Source organism: Variovorax sp. SPNA7, assembly GCF_033807855.1.
Lineage (GTDB): Bacteria > Pseudomonadota > Gammaproteobacteria > Burkholderiales > Burkholderiaceae_C > Variovorax > Variovorax beijingensis.
The window spans coordinates 4,444,191-4,467,249 of the sequence record NZ_CP138513.1 but is presented as its reverse complement, the minus strand read 5'-3'; the positions used below and the strand labels follow the sequence as shown (position 1 = coordinate 4,467,249).

18 protein-coding genes are annotated in these 23,059 nt (G+C 65.1%); 14 read left to right on the top strand and 4 right to left on the bottom strand.

Features of this window, described 5'->3' with window-relative positions; genetic code table 11:
* The first annotated feature begins 374 nt into the window (after positions 1-374).
* Positions 375-1,823 (top strand): group II intron reverse transcriptase/maturase, encoded by a 1,449-nt coding sequence (ltrA, locus tag RZE77_RS20755; RefSeq protein WP_319439070.1) that lies wholly within the window; start codon positions 375-377, stop codon positions 1,821-1,823.
* 260 nt (positions 1,824-2,083) lie between these two features.
* Here the strand turns inward: ltrA and RZE77_RS20750 are convergent, their stop codons facing one another.
* Positions 2,084-2,833, bottom strand: coding sequence for a TetR/AcrR family transcriptional regulator (locus RZE77_RS20750; protein ID WP_319439069.1), 750 nt, complete (start codon positions 2,831-2,833; stop codon positions 2,084-2,086).
* 178 nt (positions 2,834-3,011) lie between these two features.
* On the opposite strand from RZE77_RS20750, the gene RZE77_RS20745 reads away from it, so the two are divergent.
* Entirely contained in the window at positions 3,012-4,421 is a 1,410-nt protein-coding gene (locus RZE77_RS20745) for an IS701 family transposase (protein ID WP_319439068.1), read from the top strand.
* A gap of 429 nt (positions 4,422-4,850) precedes the next feature.
* Here the strand turns inward: RZE77_RS20745 and RZE77_RS20740 are convergent, their stop codons facing one another.
* Complete coding sequence (locus tag RZE77_RS20740; protein WP_319439067.1) at positions 4,851-5,750, bottom strand: helix-turn-helix transcriptional regulator; 900 nt, start codon at positions 5,748-5,750, stop codon at positions 4,851-4,853.
* Between the two features lie 175 nt (positions 5,751-5,925).
* Here RZE77_RS20740 and iaaH point away from each other — a divergent pair, with 175 nt between their 5' ends.
* Genes iaaH through RZE77_RS20715 form a run of 5 tightly spaced genes read left to right on the top strand, consistent with a single transcriptional unit; the run spans position 5,926 to position 11,760 of the window.
* Complete coding sequence (gene iaaH, locus RZE77_RS20735; protein WP_319439066.1) at positions 5,926-7,332, top strand: indoleacetamide hydrolase; 1,407 nt, start codon at positions 5,926-5,928, stop codon at positions 7,330-7,332.
* A 19-nt stretch (positions 7,333-7,351) separates the two neighbouring features.
* Positions 7,352-8,503: a substrate-binding domain-containing protein gene (locus RZE77_RS20730; protein ID WP_319439065.1), complete on the top strand. Its 1,152-nt coding sequence runs from the start codon at positions 7,352-7,354 to the stop codon at positions 8,501-8,503.
* Positions 8,504-8,505: 2 nt separating this feature from the next.
* The gene (locus tag RZE77_RS20725) at positions 8,506-9,363 is read left to right on the top strand and encodes a branched-chain amino acid ABC transporter permease (protein ID WP_319439064.1); all 858 of its coding nucleotides are present in this window, start codon (positions 8,506-8,508) and stop codon (positions 9,361-9,363) included.
* Positions 9,341-11,077 (top strand): branched-chain amino acid ABC transporter ATP-binding protein/permease, encoded by a 1,737-nt coding sequence (locus RZE77_RS20720; protein WP_319439063.1) that lies wholly within the window; start codon positions 9,341-9,343, stop codon positions 11,075-11,077. The genes RZE77_RS20725 and RZE77_RS20720 overlap by 23 nt, the downstream gene beginning before the upstream one ends.
* On the top strand, positions 11,074-11,760 hold the full coding sequence (locus RZE77_RS20715; protein WP_319439062.1) for an ATP-binding cassette domain-containing protein: 687 nt from the start codon (positions 11,074-11,076) through the stop codon (positions 11,758-11,760). The genes RZE77_RS20720 and RZE77_RS20715 overlap by 4 nt, the downstream gene beginning before the upstream one ends.
* Positions 11,761-11,781: 21 nt before the next feature.
* On the opposite strand, the gene RZE77_RS20710 is transcribed toward RZE77_RS20715, so the two are convergent.
* On the bottom strand, positions 11,782-12,684 hold the full coding sequence (locus tag RZE77_RS20710) for a LysR family transcriptional regulator (protein WP_319442391.1): 903 nt from the start codon (positions 12,682-12,684) through the stop codon (positions 11,782-11,784).
* 116 nt (positions 12,685-12,800) lie between these two features.
* Here RZE77_RS20710 and mdlC point away from each other — a divergent pair, with 116 nt between their 5' ends.
* The 7 genes from mdlC to RZE77_RS20675 all read left to right on the top strand — a co-directional run bounded on the left by mdlC (position 12,801) and on the right by RZE77_RS20675 (position 21,917).
* A complete protein-coding gene (mdlC, locus tag RZE77_RS20705) occupies positions 12,801-14,423 on the top strand; it encodes a benzoylformate decarboxylase (protein WP_319439061.1) in 1,623 nt (540 codons plus the stop codon).
* A gap of 66 nt (positions 14,424-14,489) precedes the next feature.
* A complete protein-coding gene (locus tag RZE77_RS20700; protein WP_319439060.1) occupies positions 14,490-15,938 on the top strand; it encodes an aldehyde dehydrogenase in 1,449 nt (482 codons plus the stop codon).
* A 122-nt stretch (positions 15,939-16,060) separates the two neighbouring features.
* On the top strand, positions 16,061-17,038 hold the full coding sequence (locus RZE77_RS20695) for a Bug family tripartite tricarboxylate transporter substrate binding protein (protein WP_319439059.1): 978 nt from the start codon (positions 16,061-16,063) through the stop codon (positions 17,036-17,038).
* Between the two features lie 10 nt (positions 17,039-17,048).
* The gene (gene pobA / locus RZE77_RS20690) at positions 17,049-18,239 is read left to right on the top strand and encodes a 4-hydroxybenzoate 3-monooxygenase (RefSeq protein ID WP_319439058.1); all 1,191 of its coding nucleotides are present in this window, start codon (positions 17,049-17,051) and stop codon (positions 18,237-18,239) included.
* A gap of 143 nt (positions 18,240-18,382) precedes the next feature.
* Positions 18,383-19,804, top strand: a complete 1,422-nt coding sequence (locus RZE77_RS20685) for an MFS transporter (RefSeq protein ID WP_319439057.1) — start codon at positions 18,383-18,385, stop codon at positions 19,802-19,804.
* The gene (locus RZE77_RS20680; RefSeq protein WP_319439056.1) at positions 19,801-20,724 is read left to right on the top strand and encodes a ketopantoate reductase family protein; all 924 of its coding nucleotides are present in this window, start codon (positions 19,801-19,803) and stop codon (positions 20,722-20,724) included. The genes RZE77_RS20685 and RZE77_RS20680 overlap by 4 nt, the downstream gene beginning before the upstream one ends.
* Before the next feature lie 47 nt (positions 20,725-20,771).
* The gene (locus RZE77_RS20675; RefSeq protein ID WP_319439055.1) at positions 20,772-21,917 is read left to right on the top strand and encodes an alpha-hydroxy acid oxidase; all 1,146 of its coding nucleotides are present in this window, start codon (positions 20,772-20,774) and stop codon (positions 21,915-21,917) included.
* On the opposite strand, the gene RZE77_RS20670 is transcribed toward RZE77_RS20675, so the two are convergent.
* Positions 21,906-22,892 carry an AraC-like ligand-binding domain-containing protein gene (locus RZE77_RS20670; RefSeq protein ID WP_319439054.1) on the bottom strand — a complete coding sequence of 329 codons (987 nt, stop codon included), beginning with the start codon at positions 22,890-22,892 and terminating at the stop codon, positions 21,906-21,908. The genes RZE77_RS20675 and RZE77_RS20670 overlap by 12 nt on opposite strands.
* Positions 22,893-23,059 lie beyond the last annotated feature (167 nt).

Below are 23,059 nucleotides of genomic sequence, written 5' to 3'. Positions count from 1 at the left end.
AAGTTCGACACAGGAAAGGAGTAGTGATCCACCCTGACCCCGAGTCATGCGGTGCTATCCGCGAGGATGTCACTGAAGCGTTGACAGGGGAGAGTGCGGGCCAGCCATTGAGCCGCGAAATCAGGCAGTCTAGGGCGCCGACGCGGTTAAGCGAAGCGGAAGGCAACACCGACGAGGGCGCTACACGCGAGTCCTCGGCGGGCCCTGCGCGGTCGAAGACCCTGCGCACGCACAGAAGCTCTCTGTACAGGAACTGGGAGATCTCGCCAGTGCCCGCCGAGCCGGAATATGGATCGGTGGGCGGGTCGGGGAAGGCCGTTGGCCGCAAGCCCGGCATTCACGCTGGCGAGAAGTCGGATGCTTGCGTAGTACCGATGAACGACCCGAACAACGGTGCCGCCTCCAAAGCGGTGCGGGCGGAGGGTCGGGAGGGAAGGCGAGCAGCCAAGAGGAACACTGAAGCGCTCCCTGCGCCCCGGACGCAGAGCCGGACCCGCGCATCGATGGGGCTCGACGGTGTACGTGAAGCAGCCCGGGCCGCCAAGGCCGCGGGTAAGGAGGTACGGTTCACGGCGCTGCTGCACCACATCACGCCCCAACTGCTGCACGACAGCTTCATGCAATTGAAGCGCAATGCGGCGGCCGGCGTCGATGGAGTGAGGTGGCGCGAGTACGAGGAAAGAGTCGACGAGCGGATCGGCAAGTTGTGGGGTGCGGTGCATTCTGGCCGCTACCGGGCGTTGCCCTCCCGCAGGGTGTACATCCCCAAGGCGGACGGCAAGCAGCGCCCGCTGGGTATCGCAGCGCTGGAAGACAAGATCGTCCAGCAAGCTGTGGTGACGGTGCTCACGCCGATCTATGAAGCGAACTTCCTTGGCTTCTCGTATGGCTTCCGGCCAGGGCGCAACCAGCATCAAGCGCTGGACGCCGTGGTGGTGGGCATACAGACGAAGCGCGTGAACTGGGTGCTCGACGCTGACATCAAGGCATTCTTCGACACCGTCGACCACGCCTGGATGATGCGATTCCTCGAGCACCGAATCGGTGACACGAGAGTCTTGCGATTGATCCGCAAGTGGCTGACGGCCGGCGTTGTCGAAAACGGGAACAAGACCGACGTGCGGGTGGGTACCCCGCAAGGGGCAGTGATCTCGCCGCTACTGGCGAACATCTATCTGCACTATGTCTTCGACCTGTGGGCGCATCGCTGGAGAGGCCGCCATGCAAGAGGGGACGTGATGATCGTTCGGTGCGCCGACGACAGCGTACTCGGGTTTGAGAGCAAGAGCGACGTGGACCGATTCCTTGAGGACATGAAGGTGCGGTTCGCCCAGTTCGGGCTGACGCGGAACGAGGACACGACGCGCGTGCTGCAGCTCGGTCGCTTCGCGGCCCAGGCGCGCGCCAAGCAAGAGCTTGCAAAGCCACCGACGTTCGACTTCTTGGGGTTCACCCACATCTGTGGGAAGTCCCGGTCGAACGGCTGGTTCCAACTGAAGCGACTGACCTCGGCGAAGCGAATGCGTGCCCGCCTCAAGGCGATTCGAGAGGCGCTGATGCGCCGCATGCACGAGCCGATCCCCGTGGTTGGTCGCTGGCTGCGGCGCGTGGTCCAAGGCTACTTCAACTACCACGCCGTACCGGGCGATGTTGACCGCTTGGACGCGTTCCGCAAGGACGTGTCTTGGGCGTGGCTATATGCGCTACGACGGCGAGGGCAGCGTGGACGAATGCCTTGGGGCCGGTTCGGGCGTCTGGTCGAACGCTACCTCCCGCGGGCTCGGGTGCTCCACCCGTATCCGCATCAACGCTTTGCGTCATGACTCAAGGCAGGAGCCGTATGCGGTAGTGCCGCACGTACGGATCTGTGCAGGGGGCGGGGAGTAATCCCCGTCCCTACCGCGACCGATGCAGCGAAAAGGTCGGCCACCTTATCGGTTTCGAGGCTCCTGCGGCGAGGTTTGTCGGGGGAGACCCATGCGGCATTGACCGTGTGCAGGACGGCAACTCCGCTCACCCCAGTCATCAAGGCATTTCTGCGGTCTGATTCGTCGCCCAGCGCGCCCTACGCGCGCACGAAGCCTTAGGCGCGACGGGCGGGGGGCTGTTCGCCGCGAAGGTGTTCTAAGCCCGCGATGATCAGATCTAGTCCGAAAACGAACTGCTGCTGAATGGAGATGCCTGCGAGCTGTCCTGCGAGCTTCACGGTATGCGGATAGTGCGATTTGTCGAGCGCCGAAAAGAACCGCTTCAGATCCGAAGCGTGCGCAGAGACCTCAGTGTCCCGCGGATGCTGCTGGGTAGCGAATCCAACAACGTAGTTCGCCATGGTCACATAGGCTCGCGCCGCAAGCTCGGGGGAGAAGCCGTTCGCGGCAAGCAGAGAGAGCCATCTCTCCCTGCCCGCTAGACCATTCGCGCCAAGCGGAATTTGGGCCACGAGCAAGGGGATGATCTTCGGATGCGCACTCAGTATCTTGAAGAATGCCGTCGCGCCGGATACGTACGCCTTCTGCCATGGCAACTTGGCCAGCCGAAGCGGATCGATCTCGACTTCACCCAGCACACGATCGACGACATGGACCAGAATTTCGTCCTTGCTCGCCACGTGCCTATACAAAGTTGCAGTGCCCGAGTTGAGGCGCTCGGCGAGCATCCTCATATTGAATGCCTGAGGGCCGACTTCGTCCACGGCCTCCAGCGCCGTCGAAATGATCTTCTCGAAGGAGACGGGAGGACGGCCCCGCCCGCCGACCCGCTCGCTGCGGTCAGGCTGCTGAATCCACCACGCCGGGCTTCCCGGAACCACTTCTTCATTGACTTTGTCGGACATGCCTGGGACTCTACACTTTCGCAGTCACCTTCATGAGCCAGCCGGCTTGGGAATTAAGCCCCCACCCGTCCGCGCAACGGAGCCAAATCCAGTTCGAAACAGGGAGACCTAAACGAATTAGTCTTACTGTGTCATAAATGAAATAATGCGATTCTCTCGTCTTCGCACCGGAGGATTGATGAATGCAGCCGAGCGCTTCGATAGCTACCTGAAGCACCTGAGCGCGGGCCTGGGTCACATGGACCGGCATGCCGGCCTTCGCGGTTACTGCACGGGCCTGATGCTCCCGCTGTCGCGCAAGAGCGTTGAGCCCATGGCCGCGCGATTGGACCCGATACACGCCAGCGCACGGCATCAAGCACTGCACCACTTTGTGGCCAGGGCTGAGTGGTCTGACACGCAGATGCTGCGGCGCGTATGCCAGTGGGTGGTGCCCAGGATGGACTTCCGCCAGGGCGGCTGGTGGATCATCGACGACACCGGGTTCCCAAAGAAGGGGCGTCACTCGGTCGGTGTCACCCGTCAGTACTGCGGGATGCCAGGCAAGCAGGACAACTGCCAGGTGGCCGTGAGCATCTCGCTGGCAAGCAAACAGAGCAGCTTGCCCGTGGCCTGGCAGTTGTATCTGCCCGAGGACTGGGCATCAGATCCTGAACGCCGCATCAAGGCCGGCGTTCCCGATGAAGTGCGCTTCGCCACGAAGACGCAGATCGCGTTGCAGCAATTGCGCACGCTGTTGAACGAAGGTGCACCGCGCCGCTGCGTGCTGGCCGATGCTGGCTACGGCGTGGACAACGCCTTCCGCCAGGCGCTCAGCGACATGGGCTTGCTCTACGCGGTAGGCATCACATCTGCTGTCGTGGTCTGGTCGCCTGGCGTTCAGCCGCTGCCACCCAAGCCTTACAGCGGCATGGGCCGACCACCAGTGATGCCCAGGCGCACGGCGGCACTGCAGCCCATGAGCGTCAAGGCATTGGCGCAGTCATTGCCAAGCCGAGCGTTCCAGAACATCAGCTGGCGCGAGGGAACCAACGACACACTGAACGGCCGCTTCGCGGCCGTGCGGGTGCGCCACGCCGGCGGCAATACGGGCAAGGCGCGCCTGCGTCCCGAGCAGTGGCTGCTCATCGAGTGGCCGGCAAGCGACGCTGAACCGAGCAAGTACTTCCTGTCCACCCTGCCAGAGGACACGCCGATCAACGAGTTGGTCGACATCGCCCATCAGCGTTGGCGCATCGAGCGTGACTACCAGGATCTGAAGCAGGATTTCGGCCTCGGCCACTACGAGGGCCGAGGTTGGCGGGGATTCCATCATCACGCCGCGTTGAGCATCGCGGCCTACGGGTTCTTGATGGCTGAACGCCTCGTTGCCGACAAGTCTGTCGGCGGCAAAAAAAACTTCATCGAACGCCAAGTGCCTGCCCTTCCCGAGGATTACGTCCCCCGCGGCAGTCCTGCGCGCGCAGCGCCACGTGGCGACGTCGATCACGACACTGCGCCATCGACTGAGCTACCAGGTGATCGCTCGTCTCGGGCAGTGCCCCTGCTGCGGAAGGGCAGGCGTAAAGCTACTCTTGTGACACAGTAAGACTAGGGAACAGGCCCGCAAGGGCAGCAGCAAGAGAGATTCAAACGACTCCACCGACTGACGCCCCTGACCCATGACAGGGCGCTGCGGGCTTCGCTCTTCGCGCCCTATGAGTTCGATCCCGGAGCCTAAAAAAGGAGATCACAGAACAAGCAAGGCCATAGACTATCCACAGCCATCCTGCGGCGTGGCAGGAGCCGATCAAGCATCGCGACCGGCAAAGGCTCGGTGGCGATGAGGAATACGTCGACGGGTACGATTGTGCCTCGGATCCAGCTCAGGGTCCCATGTGCCGGGTTCCGCTCGCCAGCAGAGCCTGCTCGGCGTCAAGACGACCCTTGCTGTTTCGATCTGGCGGACGACATGCTGCGCTTCTGAGGCCGGTGCGTGCGAGCTTGCACGCTGCCGACGACACTCGTGGCGTAGGAATCAGTTGGGACGAATCTGTTGTGGCGCGCTGCGCTGCCTGAGCACTTGAGTCGCAAACGCGGAAGGGGTCGCGGCTTCTTCCGTTGGCGCGACAGGCATCGCGATGGCCGTTGTTGCGGTCCCTCCATGTGCCTGGTGCGCCAGCAGGGCTCGAACTCGGCCCACGAGCGCGGCTCTGTTGGTGACGCGCAGCTTCTTGAAGGCATTGCCCAGATGGAAACGTACCGTCGGATACTCCAGGCCGAGCCGGCTCTGGATCTCCTTGTCGGGACAGCCGCAACTGACAAGCCATGCCACTTCGGCCTCGCGCTTGCTCAGACGTCCTTCGCGCTGCAGCGTCGCCTCCGCGGATTCGCCTTCCTCGACGGCGGGTGCGGATTCCTTCCAGCCCAGCCGTGAAAGCGCGGCGGTGATTGCCGGCTCGACGAGGTTCAGGATCTCGATTTCGCCGGTATCGAAATTCCCCCGCTCCCGATTGCGCCAAATGCGAACGTCCCCGACACACCGCTCCCGGTCGTAGAAATAGACATTCACTCCCCAGTACATGCGGTCGCGACGAAGGAAGTCATTGAAGAACTCCGTGCGTGACAGGTCTGTCTGGCAGAGCACCTGCGTTGCCAAGGTCGGCTTGCGACGCTGCATCATGGGGTAGGTCAGCGGGTCCACGAAGCGGAAGTAGTCGTCCCAGGACCGCAGGTTTTCCTCGGACATGTTGAGCGCGGTCGTTCGACCGAAGCGCTGTCTTTCGCCGTCCCACACCATCGACACATAGGTGTCCGCACGAAGGAGGTCGAGCAATGGAAGTGCCATGCGCTCGCGCAGCTCGTTACCGTCGGTCGCGTTCGCGACCAGGCGCATGAGATCCGACAAGGCTCTGGTCTGACTGGTGGAGAGGTGCATGGTCGATTCCAAGCAAGCTTCATGCGCGGGGCACCAATGCTAGGCAGTGAGGGGGTTTTCACCAGTCCGGTCTGACCCTACGTTCCGACCGGAAAGCGAGACCCCTAACGATTTCTATAGGTCCCCGGCAAAGCCCCGCTGCGTACATTGAATCGTCACAAACGCTGAACGAGCCATGCACGCGATCGACCTTCCTCTCTCTGCCATTCGTAAGCTCCTCGACGAAGCGACCGTTTCAAGCCTGGATCTGGCTGAGGCCTGCATCGCGCGATCGCAAGCCAACTCGGCCCTCAATGTGTGGGTTTGCTTCGATCCCGAGGCGCTGCGGAAAGAAGCGCGCGATGCGGACGGCCGTCTTGCGGCTGGCGAGCGTCTCCCTTTGCTCGGCATTCCCATCGCCCTGAAGGACAACATCGAAGCGGCCGGCATGGCCTGCGGGGCCGGCACGGCGTCATTGAACGGAAAGCAGCCCCAAGCGGATGCGGAGCTGGTCGCCCGCCTGCGGGCGGCGGGGGCCGTGATTGCGGGCAAGGTGGGCATGCACGAGCTGGCGTTCGGCATCACCACCAACAACGCGGTCACCGGTGCCGTCAGAAACCCCTGGGACCGCGCCAGGATTCCCGGGGGCAGCAGCGGAGGCTCGGGCGCCGTGGTCGGCGCGCGCATTGTCCCCGCCTCCATCGGCACGGACACGGGTGGGTCGGTCCGCGTACCGGCGGCGCTCTGCGGGGTCAGTGGCTTCCGGCCGACGGTCGGGCGCGTGCCGGGGCAGGGCATCGCACCCATTTCGCTCACGCGCGACACCGCGGGGCCGCTGGCCTACACCGTGGCGGACTGCGCCCTTCTCGATGAGGTGATGACGGGCGAGAAAAGCGGGCAGGTGAAGGTCGCGCTCGACGGGCTGCGCCTTGGTGTCCCGAGGCTTCCGTTCTGGAATGACCTGGAGCCCGGACTCGAACAGGCGGCCGAATCCGCCCTCGAGACGCTGCGGCGGGCCGGTGTCGAACTCGTGGATGTCGAGATGCCCGACTTGAGCGAGCTCAATGCCCGTGTCAGCTTCCCCGTGGTGCTCTTCGAGTTCGTGCGCGACATGCGGGAGTACCTCGACGCGCGCGGCCGCGGCGTCACGCTCGAGGAGATGATTGCGGCCGTCGGCAGTCCGGACGTCCGCGGCGCCGTCGGCACGCTGCTGGCCGGCGGGGGCATTCCGCAAGACGTCTACGAGAGCGCGCTCGAGGCGAGGGCGCAGATGCAGGCCCTCTACGCGCGGACATTCGAATCGCACCGGATCGAAGCGCTGGTCTTCCCGACGACCCCGCGCGTGGCGGCCTTCATCGGTGAAGACGAGACGGTCGACCTGAACGGCACGCAGCAGCCCACCTTCGGGACATTCATCCGCAATACAGATCCCGGAAGCAATACATCGCTGCCCGGCGTGACGATCCCGCTGGGCCTTGCGAACAACCTGCCGGTGGGTCTCGCACTCGATGGGCCCATCGGTTCCGACCGCCGTCTGCTGGCGATCGCCGAGGCTGTCCAGTCGGCGCTTCCGCCCGCCCCTCAACTCGAAACACCCAACTGAAACCCCGAAGGAGCATTCCATGGATCGTCGTCATTTCCTGCAAGCAACGCTGGCCGCAGGGGCAGCTTCCGCACTGCCCGCAGCCTTCGCGGCCGACCCGCTCAAGGTGGCCGTGATGATTCCCCAGAGCGGGCCCGGGGGCTTGTTCGGCCCGTCGTGCAAGGCGTGCGCCCAGATGGCCGCGACCGCACTGAACACCCGTGGCGGCCTGCTTGGCCGCAAGGTCGAGCTCCTGTACGGAGATGCGGGCCTCGCGCCCGCGGAAGCAGGCCAGGCCGCGCTGAAACTCTGGAAGGGGCAAAAGGCGGGTGCCGTCATCGGCATGCACGACAGCGCGGTGCGCGGAGCGCTCGTGGGTTTGTTCAAGGGCCAGGTACCGTACCTGTACACGCCCGTCTATGAAGGCGGGGAGTGCGCGAAGGGCACGTACGTCAAGGGCGAGACGCCGCAGCAACAGCTCGAGCCTGTGATCCCATGGCTGGCAGCCGAACGCAAGCCGACCAAGTGGTACATGATCGGCAACGACTACATCTGGGGCCGGAACACCAATGCCACCGCCCGGGCCTACATCGAGAAGACCGGCGCCAAGGTGGTCGGGGACGAGTACCTTCCCTTCACCGTGGACAACTTCGATGCGAGCCTCGCGCGCATTCGCGACAGTGGTGCCGATGCCGTGCTGGTGTCGCTGGTGGGCGGCGCTTCGGTGACCTTCAACAAGTCGTTCGCGAGCTTCGGTCTTTCGGACAAGGCGATTCGCCTGGGCACGCTGATCGAGGAGAACACCCTCGCGGGCATAGGCTTCGCCAACGCGCGCAACCTCTATTCGAGCTCCGGCTACTTTGCGAACATCGACACGCCCGCGGCGAAGGCGTTCGCTGCGGACTATGCCAAGGCGAATGGCGCCAATGCGCCGGCATTGAACGGCCTCGCAGAATCGACCTACGAAGGCTTCCTGATGCTCGAAGCACTTGCCAAGAAAGCCGGCAGCCTCGATCCGGCGAAGCTCGATGCCGCTTCCGAAGGAACGACCTACAACGGTCCGAGAGGCACGGTGACCGTCAAGGCGCGCCACGTGGAGCAGGACATCTACGTGGCCGACGTCACGGACAAGGGCTTCCGCGTGGTGAAGACCTTCCCGAAAGTCAGTGCCGGCCAGACTTGCAAGGTCTGACCATGCTCGACGGCAACATCGCGCTGCACGGCCTGAATCTGGCCTACGAGCTGGCCACGCTCGCGCTCACGACGCTGGGCCTGGCCATCGTCTTCGGCCTGCTCGGCGTCATGAACATGGCGCACGGGGAGTTCGTGATGCTCGGGGCCTATTCGGTGGTGACGGTGCAGAAGCTGGGGCTGCCGCTGGTGGCCGCGGCGCCTCTGGCGGTGGTGGTGTGCGGCGTGCTCGGGTACGTGGTGGAGCGCTGGCTCATACGGCCGCTCTATTCGCGGCCTTTCGATACGCTGCTTGCGACCTGGGCGCTCGCCATGCTCCTGAGAAAGCTCGTCGAAGCGGTCTTCGGCAGAGAGTACCGAAACGTCGAATCGACGTTGACCGACCCGATGACGGTTTTCGGTTCGCAGTACCCTGCCTATCGCCTGGCGCTGATCGTTCTGGCGATCGTGGTGATGGCGGGGCTCTACCTCTGGTATCGGCGAAGCGCGGCCGGGCTTCGAGTGCGTGCGATGACGGCAAACCCTGTTCTCGCGCAGGCGCTGGGCATCAACACCAGGCGCCTCGCTTCGCAGGCGTTCGTCATCGGCGTCGTGTTCGCCGGACTGTCGGGGGTGCTCCTGGCGCCGTTGATCCGCATCGAACCGGGCATCGGCGTCGACTACCTCCTGGACGCTTTCTTCGTGCTGGTCGTGGGCGGCCTCGGCACCCTGGGCGGCATGTTCGGCGGTGTCGGAATCATCGGCGGCTCGCAGGCAATCACCAGCAGCGTGGCAGGGCAGACCAGCGGTTATGCGGTCGTGCTGATGCTCTCAATCCTCTTTCTGTGGCTCAAGCCCAATGGCCTTTTTTCGCGACGCTAAATCGGCGGCCTTGCTGGCCGCGGTCCTGGTTGCGCTGCCGTTCGCGTCCAGCGAATTCGTGGCCTACCAGATCGCCCTTTTCCTGATCTACGGGATTGCCGCGCAGGGCGTGGCCCTCTGCTGGGGGCGCCTTGGATTCCTGCCCTTGGGGCACGCGCTCTTCTTCGGGCTGGGTGCCTACCTGTTCGGCGGAATGCTCAAGGGAGCGGAGTCGAACCCCGCCTTGTACCTGGCGCTGCCCCTTGCCGTAGCGGCGCCGGCGTTGCTCGCCTATGTCATCGCACGCCTGGTCTTCGCCAGAAGCTCACGCAGCGGGCCCTATTTCTCGCTCATCACCCTGGCTTTGACCATGCTGGGCTTTCTTGCGGCGCAGCAGTGGAGCGGTCTCACCGGCGGCTTCAACGGCATGGCGAACATTCCGGACATTCCCGGCACGTCCCGGTACGAGACCTTGTACTGGCTCGTGGCGGCAGTCGCAGTCGTCTCGACCCTCGTTCTTGCGATGCTGGCGGCCCGGCCCATCGGAGTGATCTGGGAGGCGGTGGCGCAGAACGAGGAAAGGCTCCAACTGCTCGGGTACGCCACGGACCGGGTCAAGGCGAACGCCTATGCGTTCTCCTCCCTGCTCGCGGCGGCGGCGGGTGCGCTGTTCTCCGCGCACCAGGGCATCGTGACCCCGCAGGCGATGAGCTTCATCCTCTCGACCGAGTTCGTCATCTGGGCCGCCGTCGGTGGAAAGGGCAGCGCGCTCGGGCCTTTGCTCGGTGCCACCGTGGTGGGCTACGCGTCCGCCGAGCTTCGCGAGCAGTTTCTCTACTGGGAAGTCGCGGTGGCGGCCCTCTTCATCGTCGTGGTGCTGTTCCTGCCGAACGGGGTTGCGGGCCTGCTTAAGCTTCGGGCCGATCCGCGCCACGGCAAGGAATCGCCGGCCCCGGCGGCGCATGACGCGGCCGCGTCCGCGGCGCCTGTTTCCTTGACCCTCCATGAGGTGAAGACGGCCCAGTCGGGCGTGACGATTCTCGATGGGCTTTCACTGGCCCTCGAAGGGCCCGGTATCCGCTGCGTCATCGGCCCCAACGGCGCGGGGAAAACCTCTTCGTTCAACGTCATCACGGGTCGGCTTCCTCTGCTCGGCGGTGGCGTCGAACTCAACGGCCACGACATCGGCGGGTTGTCTGCGTGGCGCGTGGCGCGCAAGGGCATCGGACGCAAGATGCAGGTGCCATCGGTGTTTCCCGACCTCACGGTGCGAGAGAACCTGGGACTGGCTGTCTGGGCCGGACGGGCCTCTGCCGTCGACACGCTGAGGCTGGCCACACTGGGATGGCACACCCGGCTTCTCGCCGACATCCTGAAAGAGTTTCCCGCCCTCGCATCGCAGCTCGACGCTCCGGCCGGCACGCTGGCGCAAGGGCATCGGCAAGCGCTGGAACTGGCGATGACGCTGCTTCCCGAGCCGAAGCTGGTGTTGCTGGACGAGCCCTGCGCGGGCCTGTCACCCAATGAGACGCATCAGATGATCGACGCCATCAAGACCCTGGTGAGCCAGATCGGCGCGGCCGCGCTGCTGATCGAGCATGACATCACGGCAGTGGATGCCATGGGAGGTGATGTGTATGTGTTGCACCAGGGGCGCCTTCTAGACAAGGGTTCGCTCGCGGATATCCAGGCCAGCGCGGCGGTGCGAGCGGTGTACGCAGGAGGTCGCAAATGACACTGGTCTTCAACGAATTGGTATGCGGCTACGGTGACACCGTTGTGGTCCGGGGGGTATCTGGAGAAGTTCAGCCCGGCCATGCACTCGCCATCGTGGGAAGAAACGGCGTCGGAAAGAGCACGCTCCTGAAGGCGCTGGCTGGCCAGCTGCCGCTCACGAGCGGTGACATCGACTGGAACGGCCAGGCGCTCGGCGACAAACCGCTTCACGCCCGGCTTGGCCTTGGAATCGCATTCGCGCCCCAGGAGAACGTCGTGTTCGGCGAACTGACGGTTGCCGACAATCTGTGGCTGCACCTTGACGACCGGAACGCCGAACGCTACGCGGAGGTCTTCGAGCACTTTCCGCTGCTCCAACGCCGGCTGAACCAGCGGGCGGGGTCGCTGAGCGGCGGCGAGCGGAAGCTGTTGTCCTTCGCCCGGACCCTGGGGCTGAAGGCAAAGCTCGCGATGCTCGACGAACCCACCGAGGGTGTCCAGCCGGAAAACATCGACCGAATGGCCGCGATGGTCAATCGCAGGAAGGCCAGCGGCGATTCATTCATCATCGTCGAGCAGAACCTGGAGTTCGTGGCAGCCTTTGCCGACTCGGTCTTGGTCCTGGATCACGGCGAGGTTGTCTTGCAAGGCAGCTTCGCTGCCCTGGGCCGCGAGCGGATCGAGCAGCACATGGTCGTCTGAGCATCTTCGCTCGATGCTGCTTCACGCTGCCGTCAGCGCGCGAAGCGCCTCGAGCAGCTTGACCGAGGGGCCCGGCAGCATGCCGGCGCGCCGGCGAAAGGCGGTCAGGACTCTCTTGTCGCTTGCGCCGGGAATGTCGAGTGCATCGATCAGCCCGGCCTTTCGCTCCGCGTCGTACATCGGCGCCGGCATCCATCCCAGAAAGCCCGAGTGGCCGATCAGGCTCTTGAGCGCCATGACCGAGCGCGTCTCGACGACCACGTTGGGCAGCGCAAGGTTGTGCCGCGCAAAGACGCTCTTCATGTGCTCGAACGGTGCGGTTCCCTTCGGAAGGATCGCCCAGCGCTCGGTCAGGGTGTCCGACAGCTTCAGCTTCTTTTTCTTGCGCAGCGGGTGGTGACGGCCAGCCACGACGTAGCTGGTGTCTTCCCATCGGCAGTCCTTGACGGCGACGATCTCGGCGGTGTCTTCGGTGTCGACCCCGAGCGCCAGGTCGATCTCGTGCGAGACGAGCGCGTCCGCCAGCCGGTCCCAGACGCCTTCGATGATCTGGACCTGAAGATTCGGCCACTTCCTGCAGGTCCGGCCAATGGCCGAAGGAAGTACGAGGCAGGCGATGCTGCCGACCGCACCGACGCGGATCGTGCCCTTCGCCAGCCCGAGCATGGCCTTGATGTTCTCGCTGGCGTGCTCCGATTCCCGCTGCAGCAGCAGTGCATGCGGCTGCAGTGCGCGGCCCACATCGGTGAGCTGCATTCCCTTCGAATGTCGCTCGAACAAGGGCGCCCCGGCTTGCTCTTCCAGCCTGCGGATCGTGCGGCTCAGCGCGGGTTGGGTGATGTTGAGCGCCTCGGCCGCTCGCCCAAGGCTTCCCGAAGAAACGATGGCGTTGAAGGCGGCGAGGTGCTGCAGATCGAAAGTCATGCCAAACAGTAATGACTTTTTCTCTAAAAGGCAATTTTCAAGATGGGCGCGCGATTTCACACTCCCGCCATCGAGACAGCATTGCGAGTTCGCGGTGCACAGCAGGAAAGCACGAAATGACCGGACCCGTACCGCACGCCGCTGCCGCGACGCCCGCGCAACCCGCCAGCACCACCACCGTTCGCGAGGCCGTGTTCGACCTGATGCGTCGCTTCGGAATGACCTCCGTGTTCGCGAATCCGGGGTCGACCGAACTGCCCATGTTCCGCGACTTCCCGAGAGATTTCCGCTACGTCCTCGGCCTGCAGGAGGCCTGCGTGGTCGGCATGGCGGACGGCTATGCGCAAGCGACCCGGAACGCTTCGTTCGTGAACCTCCATTCGGCTGCCGGCGTGGGCAACGCCATGGGCAACATCTTCACCGCCTTCAAGAACCGCACGCCCATGGTGATCACCGCCGGGCAGCAGGCGCGTTCGATCCTTCCCTTCGACCCGTTCCTGTCGTCGGCCCAGGCCACCGAACTGCCGAAGCCCTACGTCAAATGGAGCATCGAGCCTGCACGCGCCCAAGACGTGCCGCTGGCGATTGCCCGGGCCTACTACCTGGCCATGATGCCGCCTTGCGGTCCGGTGCTGGTGTCGGTGCCTGTGGACGACTGGGACCAATACACCGAGTTGGTTCCGACACGGACCGTGAGCACTCGAACCCGCCCGGAGCCGGAGCTCATCGCCCGGATCTCGGCCTCGCTGGAAGCAAGCGAGCGCCCGGCGTTCGTGGTGGGCGCCGCAACCGACCGAGACGACGCGTGGAACGAAGTCGTTGCATTGGCGGAGGCCCACAACGCCCGCGTGTGGGTCGCTCCGATGTCCGGACGTTGCAGCTTTCCGGAAGACCATCGCCTGTTCGCCGGCTTCCTCCCGGCCATGCGCGAGCGCATCGTCGAACTGCTGGAGGGCCACGATCTCATCCTCGCCATCGGCGCACCGGCCTTCGCATACCACGTCGAAGGCGCGGGCCCTCATGTGCCTGCCGGTGCCGTCCTGTGCCAGTTGACCGAGGATCCCGATACGGCGGCCTGGGCGCCTGTCGGCATCTCGGCAGTCGGCAGCATCCGGTTGGGATTGCTCGATCTGCTCGCGCTGCCGCCGAGGAAGACCCGCCCGCTCCCCCCCGCGAGAAAGGCCGCGCCCCGCGCGGAGCCGACGCCGTTGATGTCGGTCGCCTACGTGCTGCAGACGCTCGCCGAAGCAAGGAAGCCGGACCACATCGTGGTCGAAGAAGCGCCAAGTGCAAGGCCCGTGATGCAGGCCCACTTGCCGTTCACCCGCAGCGAGACCTTCTACACGATGGACAGTGGCGGCCTCGGCTACGGCATGCCCGCGTCCGTGGGCGTTGCCTTGGGCAAGCCCGGCAGCCGGGTCATCTGCCTGATCGGCGACGGTTCGAGCATGTACTCCATCCAGGCGCTGTGGAGCGCGGCACAGAACAAGCTGCCGATCACCTTCGTGATTCTGAACAACCGCCGGTACGCCGCACTCCAGGATTTCGCGCCGGTGTTCGGCTTCTCGCCCACCGATGTCGTGCAGGGCACCGAACTGCCCGACCTCGACTTCCAGTCGCTGGCCAAGGGGATGGGATGCGCCGCAGTGCGTGTGACCGACCCGGCCGACCTGCGCAAGGCGCTCGACGAGGCCCTGTCCAGTGGCGCGCCCGGCGTCGTGGAGGTCCGGGTCGCCTGACCCCGCCAGTCATTGCCGTTCCAGCGCGCGACGCATTCTTTCAAATCAACCTACGGAGACAAGCCGATGAAGATTTCGATGTTGATCAATGGCGAGCGCACGGACGCTCGCAACGGCGCAACCTTTGAGCGGCGCAACCCTCTGGACGGCAGCGTGGCGACGACCGCACCCGCGGCCACGACGCAAGACGCCGTTGCCGCGGTGGATGCTGCGGCGGAGGCCTTCAAGACCTGGTCCACCACCGGCCCCGGCGAACGCCGGGCGCTGCTCATGAAGGCTTCACATGCGCTGGAAGCCAAGGCGGAGGCCTTCGCCGCGGCCGTGGCCGCCGAGACCGGCGCATCGGCCATCTGGGCCGGCTTCAATGTTCACCTGGCGGCAGGCATGCTGCTGGAGGCCGCCTCGCTCACCACCCAGATCAGCGGCGAGGTCATCCCCTCGGATGTACCGGGCAATCTGGCGATGGCCGTGCGGCAGCCGGCGGGCGTCGTTCTTGGCATCGCTCCCTGGAACGCGCCCGTGATCCTGGCTGTGCGCGCCATCGCGACGCCGCTGGCTTGCGGCAACACGGTCGTTCTCAAGGGCAGCGAAATCTGTCCCGCCACGCATGGGCTGATCATCGAGGCGCTGCAAGAGGCCGGGCTCCCCAAGGGCGTGGTGAACTTCGTGACCAACGCGCCGGCGGACGCTGCTGCCATCGTCGAAGCGATGGTGGCGCACCCCGCGGTTCGACGCGTCAACTTCACGGGCTCCACCCACGTCGGCAAGCTCATCGCGGCCACCTGCGCCAAGTACCTCAAGCCCGTCGTGCTCGAACTCGGCGGCAAGGCGCCTTTGGTCATCCTGGACGACGCCGACGTTGATGCTGCCGTCAACGCAGCGGTGTTCGGTGCATTTGCCAACTCCGGACAGATCTGCATGTCGACCGAACGCGTCGTCGTGGACGAGAGCATCGCCGATGAATTCGTTGCCAAGCTCAGCGCACGGGCCGCGAGCCTTCCGCTGGGCGACCCGCGACAGGGACCTGTGGTGCTCGGTTCGGTGGTTGACATGAGCACGGTCAACCGCTGCAACGAACTGATCGACGATGCGCTCTCCAAGGGCGCCAAGCTCGTCATCGGCGGCAAGGCGAAAGACACCCTGATGCCCGCGACGCTGCTCGATCACGTCACCTCGGAAATGCGCATCTTCCGGGAGGAGGCTTTCGGCCCTGTGAAAGGCATCGTTCGGGTCAGCGGTGTGGAAGCGGCCGTTGCCTGCGCCAACGACAACGAGTACGGCCTTGCGGCCGCGGTGTTCGGCCGGGATGTGGCGCGAGCCATTCAGGTGGCGGGGCGCATCGAGTCGGGCATCTGCCATGTGAACGGTCCCACCGTCCACGACGAAGCACAGATGCCGTTCGGCGGCGTCAAGGGCAGCGGTATCGGCCGTTTCGGCGGAAAAGCCGGCGTGGAAGCTTTTACCGAACTGCGCTGGCTGACGGTGCAGACCACGCCGCGCCAATACCCCTTCTAGCAGACGCACCGGCGTCCTCGCTGGGCGCCATGCCAGTGTCGGCAAGACGCCGAGGTGGACGAGCCGACACATGCCGCAGCGAAGCTGCTGCACCCCGATTCTTAAAACCGGAGACAAGAGAAATGAAGTTTGCTTCGATGAGCCGCCGGGTTCTAGCCTGCGCCCTGATCGCCATGGGCGCCACGCCTCTCGTGGCGCTCGCACAGGATCAAAAGCCGATCGAATGGGTTGTCGGCTATGCAGCTGGCGGCGGCTCCGACACCGTGGCACGAACGATTGCCGAGGAGATGGGCAAGTCGTTGAAGCGCACGATCATCGTGAACAACAAGCCCGGCGCTGCAACGAACATTGCCGCCGACTACGTGGCGAAATCCAAGGACTACGGGAACATCATGTTTACCGCCGATTTCGCCACGCTGGCGGCCAATCCGGCGCTGTTCGCCAAGCTGCCCTACGACGCGGAGAAGGACTTCATGCCGGTGGGCATGCTTGCACGATTTCCGCTTTTGCTGGTCGTTCATCCGAGCAACCCCGCCAACAACCTGAAAGAGTTCGTCGCATGGGTCAAGGCCAACCCCAACGGTGCGAATTTCGCATCGGCGGGGGCCGGCAGTCCCCAGCACCTGGCCGCGGAGCTGTTCAGGGAACGCACCGGTCTCGCGCTGCAGCATGTGGCCTATCGCGGCGGCGCGCCGGCGGTCATCGATCTTGTGGGAGGCCAGGTCCCGTTCGCGCTCATGGACAGCGCCACGGTCCAGCAGTACGTGGTCTCGGGCAAGCTCAAGGCGCTCGGCGTGGCCAGCAAGGAACGCCTGAAGAACTTCCCTGACGTTCCCACGCTCTCCGAGCAGGGGCTGACCGGTTTCGATGCATCCGCCTGGCAGGGGCTGGTCGTTCCCAAGGGAACGCCGCCCGAAACCATCGCCACCCTGAACAAGACGCTGCAGGCTGCGCTTGCCTCCACGCTGGTGAAGGCGCGGCTGGAAACCCTGTCGCTCGAAGCACTGCCCGGTACGCCGCAACAGATGACGACCTATGTGCATGCGGAACGCGAGCGATGGGGCGCGCTGATCCGCAAGAACCAGATCCGCCTCGACTGAAAACCACCTCATGAAAACGCAAGTCGCGATCATCGGAGCAGGTCCTGCAGGACTGATGCTCTCCCACATCCTCCACCTCCAGGGCATCGAGTCGATCGTCCTAGAGACGCGCAGCCGCGAGGCGATCGAGGCCACGATCCGCGCCGGCGTGCTGGAACAAGGGACCGTCGATCTCATGAAGGAGATCGGCGCGGGTGCCCGCATGGAACGCGAGGGCTTCCGGCATGAAGGAACGATCCTGCGTTTCGACGGCATCGACCGCCGCATCGATTTTCCCGAGCTGACCGGCGGCAAGGCCGTGATGGTCTATGCGCAGCACGAGGTCATCAAGGACCTGGTGGCGGTGCGCCTGGCATCGGGCGGCGACATCCGGTTCGAAGTGGCGGACGTGAGCCTGCAGGGGCTGGACTCCACCTCGCCGAGCGTTCGCTTTCGGCAGCCCGGCGGCGAGCTGCAAACCATCGAGGCCGATTTCATCGCCGGTTGCGACGGCACGCAAGGCGTCAGCCGGCCCTCGATTCCGAAAGGCGTGTTGAAGGGCTTCGAGCGGCTCTATCCGTTCGGCTGGCTCGGCATCCTCTGCAAGGCGCCTCCGTCTTCCGACGAGCTGATCTATGCATTGAGCGAGCGCGGCTTCGCGCTCGTCAGCACCCGTTCGCCCGAGGTGCAGCGCATGTACCTTCAATGCGAGCCGACGGACAGGATCGAGAACTGGTCGGACGACCGCATCTGGAGCGAGCTCCGCGCTCGCCTGGCCACCCGCGACGGCTGGGCTCCCATCGAAGGCGAGATCTTCAGCAAGACCGTTGTCGGGATGCGCAGCTTCGTGACCGAGCCGATGCAGTACGGCCGTCTTTTCCTGGCGGGGGACGCGGCGCATGTGGTGCCCCCGACCGGGGCGAAAGGTCTGAACCTGGCGGTCGCCGACGTGCGGGTCCTCGCTCGCGCGTTTGCGGAGTTCTACAAGTCGGACCGCGAAGACCTCCTCGAACGCTACAGCGACACCGCGCTGCGACGCATCTGGAAGGCGCAGCGCTTCTCCTGGTGGATGACCTCGATGCTGCATCGCTTCCCGGGTGCCGACGAATTCCAGCACAAGGTGCAGATCGCGGAACTCGACTACGTCACCGGTTCGCGCGCCGCTTCGACCGCCTTGGCGGAGAACTACGTCGGGCTGCCGTTCGACGAACTCGCCTATTGACTCGTGCACGACCGCTCGCCAAGAGGCGGAAGCAAAAAGTCGACCCATCCCTGAGCGCCAGGCAAAGCCGGACGCCCGACGTGGAGACAAGACATGACCCATCACTTCTCTTCGGCGATCGACGCCGGCTCGCGGGGGCACCCATGAACGCCACCACTGCAACGTTCAAGGGCCATGCGGACATCGGCCGGCTGTTGGACGACGGCCGCTACACGACCATGCAGAAGGTCGTCGTTTTCCTGGCCGCGCTCTCGATCGTGATGGACGGATTCGATGGCCAGCTCATCGGGTTCGCGATTCCGTCGATGATCAAGGAGTGGGGCATCACGCGTGAAACCTTCGTCCCGGCGGTGGCGGCGGGCCTGATCGGCATGGGCATCGGAAGTGCGTGCGCGGGGCTGTTCGCCGATCGCTTCGGCCGCCGGATGGCCGTCATCGCAAGCGTCTTCCTGTTCGGCGCGGCCACATGCGCGATCGGCCTTGCGCCCGACGTGCTGACCGTGGCGGTGCTTCGATTCATTGCCGGCCTTGGCATCGGCGGCGCGCTGCCGAGCTCGACCACGGTCACCGCCGAGTTCACGCCGGCCCGCCGAAGAACGCTCGCCGTCACGGCAACGATCGTCTGCGTGCCTCTCGGCGGCATGCTGGCGGGCCTCTTCGCCGCACAAGTGCTGCCGGCCTTCGGATGGCGCGCACTGTTCTTCATCGGCGGTACCTTCCCGATGGTGCTGGCGGTGCTCCTGTTCTTCACGTTGCCGGAGTCGCCGCGGTTCCTCGCCCGCCATCCGGCCCGCTGGGGCGAACTGGGCAGACTGCTTGGACGCATGGGGCGCCCCATGGCTCAGGACGTGACCTACACTGACGCCGCTGAACAAGTCGTCGAGAAGCGCGCCGGCTTCGGCGCACTCTTTTCGAACGGCCTGGCCCGCGACACGCTCGCGACCTGGGCTGCGTTCTTCATGTGCCTGACGGCCGTGTACACCGCCTTCAGCTGGCTGCCGACGATGCTCGCGTCGCAGGGGCTTTCGATGAGCGTCGCCGGTTCGGGACTGACGGCCTACAACCTCGGGGGCGTGATCGGTGCGCTGGCCTGCGCGGTGGCAATTTCTCGCTTCGGATCGCGCTGGCCGCTGGTCCTGTGCTGCGCAGGCGCCGCCGCAAGCGCGTTCGCCCTGCAGACCCTGAACGTCGGAAAAGACACCAGCCTGCTCATCTTCGGGTTCGGCGTGCACGGCATGTTCGTGAACGCCGTGCAGTCCACCATGTACGCGCTGTGCGCATTCATGTACCCGACCAGCGTGAGAGCGACGGGGACTGCGTCCGCACTGGCATTCGGGCGCTTCGGCGCCATCCTGAGCGCCTTCGCAGGGGCCGCCGTGATCACGGCGGGCGGGGCCACGGCGTATCTGGCGTTGCTGGGTACGGCGATGTTCTTCGCCATGGTCGCGCTGCTCGTCGTTCGCCGGCACATTCCCAGGCGCGAAGCGCTGTTGCGGCGTGGTCGAGACCAGAGCTTGCCAGGCGTGTTGCCGCCGCAAAGTATTTCGCGGGAGAGGTCATCATGAAGATCTCGATCGTCGGCGCAGGGGCGATGGGGTCGCTGTTCGGTGGCTTGCTCGCCGAGTCGGGCAACGAAGTCACGCTGATCGACGTGAACGACGCGCACATCGGCGCGGTCCGCACCGAGGGGCTTCGCCTGGCGACCGATGGCGGCGATCGGCAGGTCACGGCGCTGAAGGCCGTGCGCCCGGAAGATGCCGTCGGCTTCCCCGATCTGCTCCTGGTATTCACCAAGACGCTGCACACCAGCGCGGCCCTGTCCGGAGTGCGGCATCTGATCGGTCCAGGCGTGCATGTGCTGTCGCTGCAGAACGGCTTGGGCAATATCGAGAAGATCGCCGGGTTCGTGCCGCCGGAGCGCGTCCTGATCGGCGTCACCACATGGCCGGCGGACATGGTCGGCCCCGGCCACGTGCACTCGCACGGCAAGGGCGTCGTGCGGCTCATGGCGGCCGACGGAATCGATCGCCCCTTCGTTTCCGAAGTGACCGAAGTGCTCACGAAGGCCGGGCTCGATTGCACCTCGGACAGCACCGTGTGGGCGGCGATCTGGGAGAAGGTCGCGTTCAACGCCGCACTGAACAGCATCTGCGCCGTATCCGGCTGCACGGTTGACGAACTCGGCAAAGTACCCGACGGCAGCCGCCTCGCAAACGACGTTGTCACCGAAGTCCTGTCCGTCGCACTGCGCCTGGGCATTGATGTCGATCCCGCCAAATGCTGGGGCAATGTGGCGAGCGCCATCGCCCAACACAAGGGACACAAGCCCTCCATGCTGCAGGACGTGTTGGCCGGCCGCCGTACCGAGGTGGAGAGCATCAACGGCGCCGTCGTGGCGCTGGCCGGTCCCCTGAACATCACGCTGCCTGTCACGGAGACATTGTTGGCTCTCGTGCGCCTTGCGCAAGCGCGCGCCATCGCCTGACGCCGCAATCGATACGAGACACGCGCACCGCCGCTCAGGAAATTCTCATGCTGTTGAACATCGAAGACTATCGACGCAGAGCCCGCGCGGTGCTGCCGCGATTCGTCCATGACTACATCGAAGGATCTGCCGACGATGGCCATTGCATGCGGCGAAACGCGGGTGATCTGTCGTCCATCGAGCTCACGCCGCGCGTGCTGCGCGACACCACGCAGGTCGACACTTCCGTCGAGGTCTTCGGCCGGAAATGGGCGCTGCCCATCGGCATTGCGCCGACCGGGCTCAACGGCCTGGTCCGGCCGGAGGGAGACCGCCTGCTGGCGGCCGCGGCCGCCGATGCGGGCATTCCTTTTTCACTGTCGACCGCTTCCAACATGCGGCTGGAGGATGTACGCGCAGCCGCTCCAGGCGGCGTGCAGTGGATGCAGCTGTACGTCATGCACCGCGAGATGGCGAGCCAGATCGTCGAGCGTGCCCAGAAGGACGGCTACCAGGCGCTGGTGCTGACGGTGGACGTTCCCGTCAGCGGCAACCGAGAACTCGACCTGCGCAACGGGTTCCGCATGCCGTTTCGGCCGACACCCCGCCTGGCCTGGGACCTGGTGAGTCACCCCATGTGGTCGCTTCGGATGGCCCCGCGCGGCGCGCCGGACTTTGCCAATCTGACGCCCTCGGGGAGCGGCGCGGGTTCGACCAGCATGCAGGCGGCCTTGCTGGCCCGCGCCATGGACCGGTCGCTCGTCTGGGAATCGCTGGCGTGGCTTCGCGGAATGTGGAAGGGACCGCTCCTTCTCAAGGGCGTGCTCCATCCGGACGATGCACGCATGGCGGTCGACCACGGCATCGACGGCCTGATCGTGTCGAACCATGGCGGCCGCCAGAACGATGCGTCTCCCTCGGCGATCTCGGCGCTGCCGCGCGTCGCGGGTGCAGTCGGCGGACGCATTCCCGTGTTCATGGACGGCGGAATCCGCCGTGGTGGCGATGTCGCGAAGGCCCTGGCCTTGGGGGCAACGGCTGTGTTCGTGGGCCGGCCCACGCTTTACGGCCTGGCGGTGGGCGGGCAGCAGGGCGCGGCAGCCGTGCTGAAAATCCTGGCCGACGAGCTGGTGCGCAGCATGACCCTGCTCGGTGCCACAACGGTGCGCGATCTGCCGGCTCGCCGGGTGGCGGGTGGCGCTTCAGGCGGTTGAAGCGGCGCCGCTTGCGCGGTAGGCGCGGGGCGAGAGGTCGAACCGTTGCCGAAATGCCCGGCTGAAGTGGCTCAGATCGTTGAAGCCGTGCGCCATCGCGATCGCCGAAATACCGAGGCTGGCGCGCGCCGGATCCTGCAGATCGGCCGCCGCGCGCTCCAGGCGCCGGCGCCAGATGTACCGGGTCAACGATGTGTTCTCGGCTTCGAACAACTTGTTGATATAGCGCGGCGACAGATTCAACGCGGTGCTCACCATGGACGTGTCAAGTTCGCACACGTCGAGATGGCGCTCCACGAAGTCCCTCACGCGCATCAATGCGGTGGCCCGGTATTCGGAAAGCGGCAGCGGTGAGGCCAGGATGACCTCGTCCAGGGCGGCAGCCAGCAACTCGGTGAAGTTCCTCGCCACCTTTTCCGACGCGGCCGGCGGCAGAAGCGAAGCCTGCTTGCTGAAACTGACCAGGTACCCGAAAAGGATCGGGCACATCTGGCTCGATTCACCGAGGCTTCTTGCCGTGATGCGATGGATGCTCCCGGCCCGGTGCGCGATGGCCGAACGCGCCAGCTTGATCGTGATGATCTTGAACGTGTCGTCGAATCTGAGCGAATAGGGGCGCTGTGCGTCGCAGATGGCGCCATCGCCCGCCCTCAGCACCACGCTTCTTCCATCCTGCTGCGCCATGGCCACGCCCGAGAGGACGAAATTGAAGATCAGCGATTCTTCGCTGGTGCGCGCTATGGCCGAAGGCTGGCGCTCGACGCGGTGCGCCGAAGCTTCGATCCGGGCAACGCTCAGCCCCTCGAGGCGCGATCCCTCGACGGAGGCCTCGAAGGCCATGCCGCTCACTGGCCTGCACTCGAGATCGACCAGCGCACGGCACACGACGTCCTGCCAATAGCCAAATTTGTCGTGCTGATCGAGGCCGGCAGTGGAAGCGAGGATCGAGGTCGAGTTGACGATGGAAGTCGACATGGCGGCCCGCCTTGGGGCTGACGTTGCACTTGCTGGGTGCCCGGGTAGCGCAGGCCCGGTGCATGAGTCCGGATGTCCGGAGTTTGATGGAAATCACGCAAGGTTGATGCCAAGTAAACCCTAGGTCACGCCTCGGTGACGCGCTTGTTTCGGCCCGCGGGCAGGGC

What these genes read in the sequence shown, in the direction of transcription:
- ltrA (WP_319439070.1), top strand. Translation starts at nt 375, where the DNA reads ATGAACGACCCGAACAACGGTGCCGCCTCCAAAGCGGTGCGGGCGGAG.
- RZE77_RS20750 (WP_319439069.1), bottom strand. Translation starts at nt 2,833, where the DNA reads ATGTCCGACAAAGTCAATGAAGAAGTGGTTCCGGGAAGCCCGGCGTGG.
- RZE77_RS20745 (WP_319439068.1), top strand. Translation starts at nt 3,012, where the DNA reads ATGAATGCAGCCGAGCGCTTCGATAGCTACCTGAAGCACCTGAGCGCG.
- RZE77_RS20740 (WP_319439067.1), bottom strand. Translation starts at nt 5,750, where the DNA reads ATGCACCTCTCCACCAGTCAGACCAGAGCCTTGTCGGATCTCATGCGC.
- iaaH (WP_319439066.1), top strand. Translation starts at nt 5,926, where the DNA reads ATGCACGCGATCGACCTTCCTCTCTCTGCCATTCGTAAGCTCCTCGAC.
- RZE77_RS20730 (WP_319439065.1), top strand. Translation starts at nt 7,352, where the DNA reads ATGGATCGTCGTCATTTCCTGCAAGCAACGCTGGCCGCAGGGGCAGCT.
- RZE77_RS20725 (WP_319439064.1), top strand. Translation starts at nt 8,506, where the DNA reads ATGCTCGACGGCAACATCGCGCTGCACGGCCTGAATCTGGCCTACGAG.
- RZE77_RS20720 (WP_319439063.1), top strand. Translation starts at nt 9,341, where the DNA reads ATGGCCTTTTTTCGCGACGCTAAATCGGCGGCCTTGCTGGCCGCGGTC.
- RZE77_RS20715 (WP_319439062.1), top strand. Translation starts at nt 11,074, where the DNA reads ATGACACTGGTCTTCAACGAATTGGTATGCGGCTACGGTGACACCGTT.
- RZE77_RS20710 (WP_319442391.1), bottom strand. Translation starts at nt 12,684, where the DNA reads ATGACTTTCGATCTGCAGCACCTCGCCGCCTTCAACGCCATCGTTTCT.
- mdlC (WP_319439061.1), top strand. Translation starts at nt 12,801, where the DNA reads ATGACCGGACCCGTACCGCACGCCGCTGCCGCGACGCCCGCGCAACCC.
- RZE77_RS20700 (WP_319439060.1), top strand. Translation starts at nt 14,490, where the DNA reads ATGAAGATTTCGATGTTGATCAATGGCGAGCGCACGGACGCTCGCAAC.
- RZE77_RS20695 (WP_319439059.1), top strand. Translation starts at nt 16,061, where the DNA reads ATGAAGTTTGCTTCGATGAGCCGCCGGGTTCTAGCCTGCGCCCTGATC.
- pobA (WP_319439058.1), top strand. Translation starts at nt 17,049, where the DNA reads ATGAAAACGCAAGTCGCGATCATCGGAGCAGGTCCTGCAGGACTGATG.
- RZE77_RS20685 (WP_319439057.1), top strand. Translation starts at nt 18,383, where the DNA reads ATGAACGCCACCACTGCAACGTTCAAGGGCCATGCGGACATCGGCCGG.
- RZE77_RS20680 (WP_319439056.1), top strand. Translation starts at nt 19,801, where the DNA reads ATGAAGATCTCGATCGTCGGCGCAGGGGCGATGGGGTCGCTGTTCGGT.
- RZE77_RS20675 (WP_319439055.1), top strand. Translation starts at nt 20,772, where the DNA reads ATGCTGTTGAACATCGAAGACTATCGACGCAGAGCCCGCGCGGTGCTG.
- RZE77_RS20670 (WP_319439054.1), bottom strand. Translation starts at nt 22,892, where the DNA reads ATGTCGACTTCCATCGTCAACTCGACCTCGATCCTCGCTTCCACTGCC.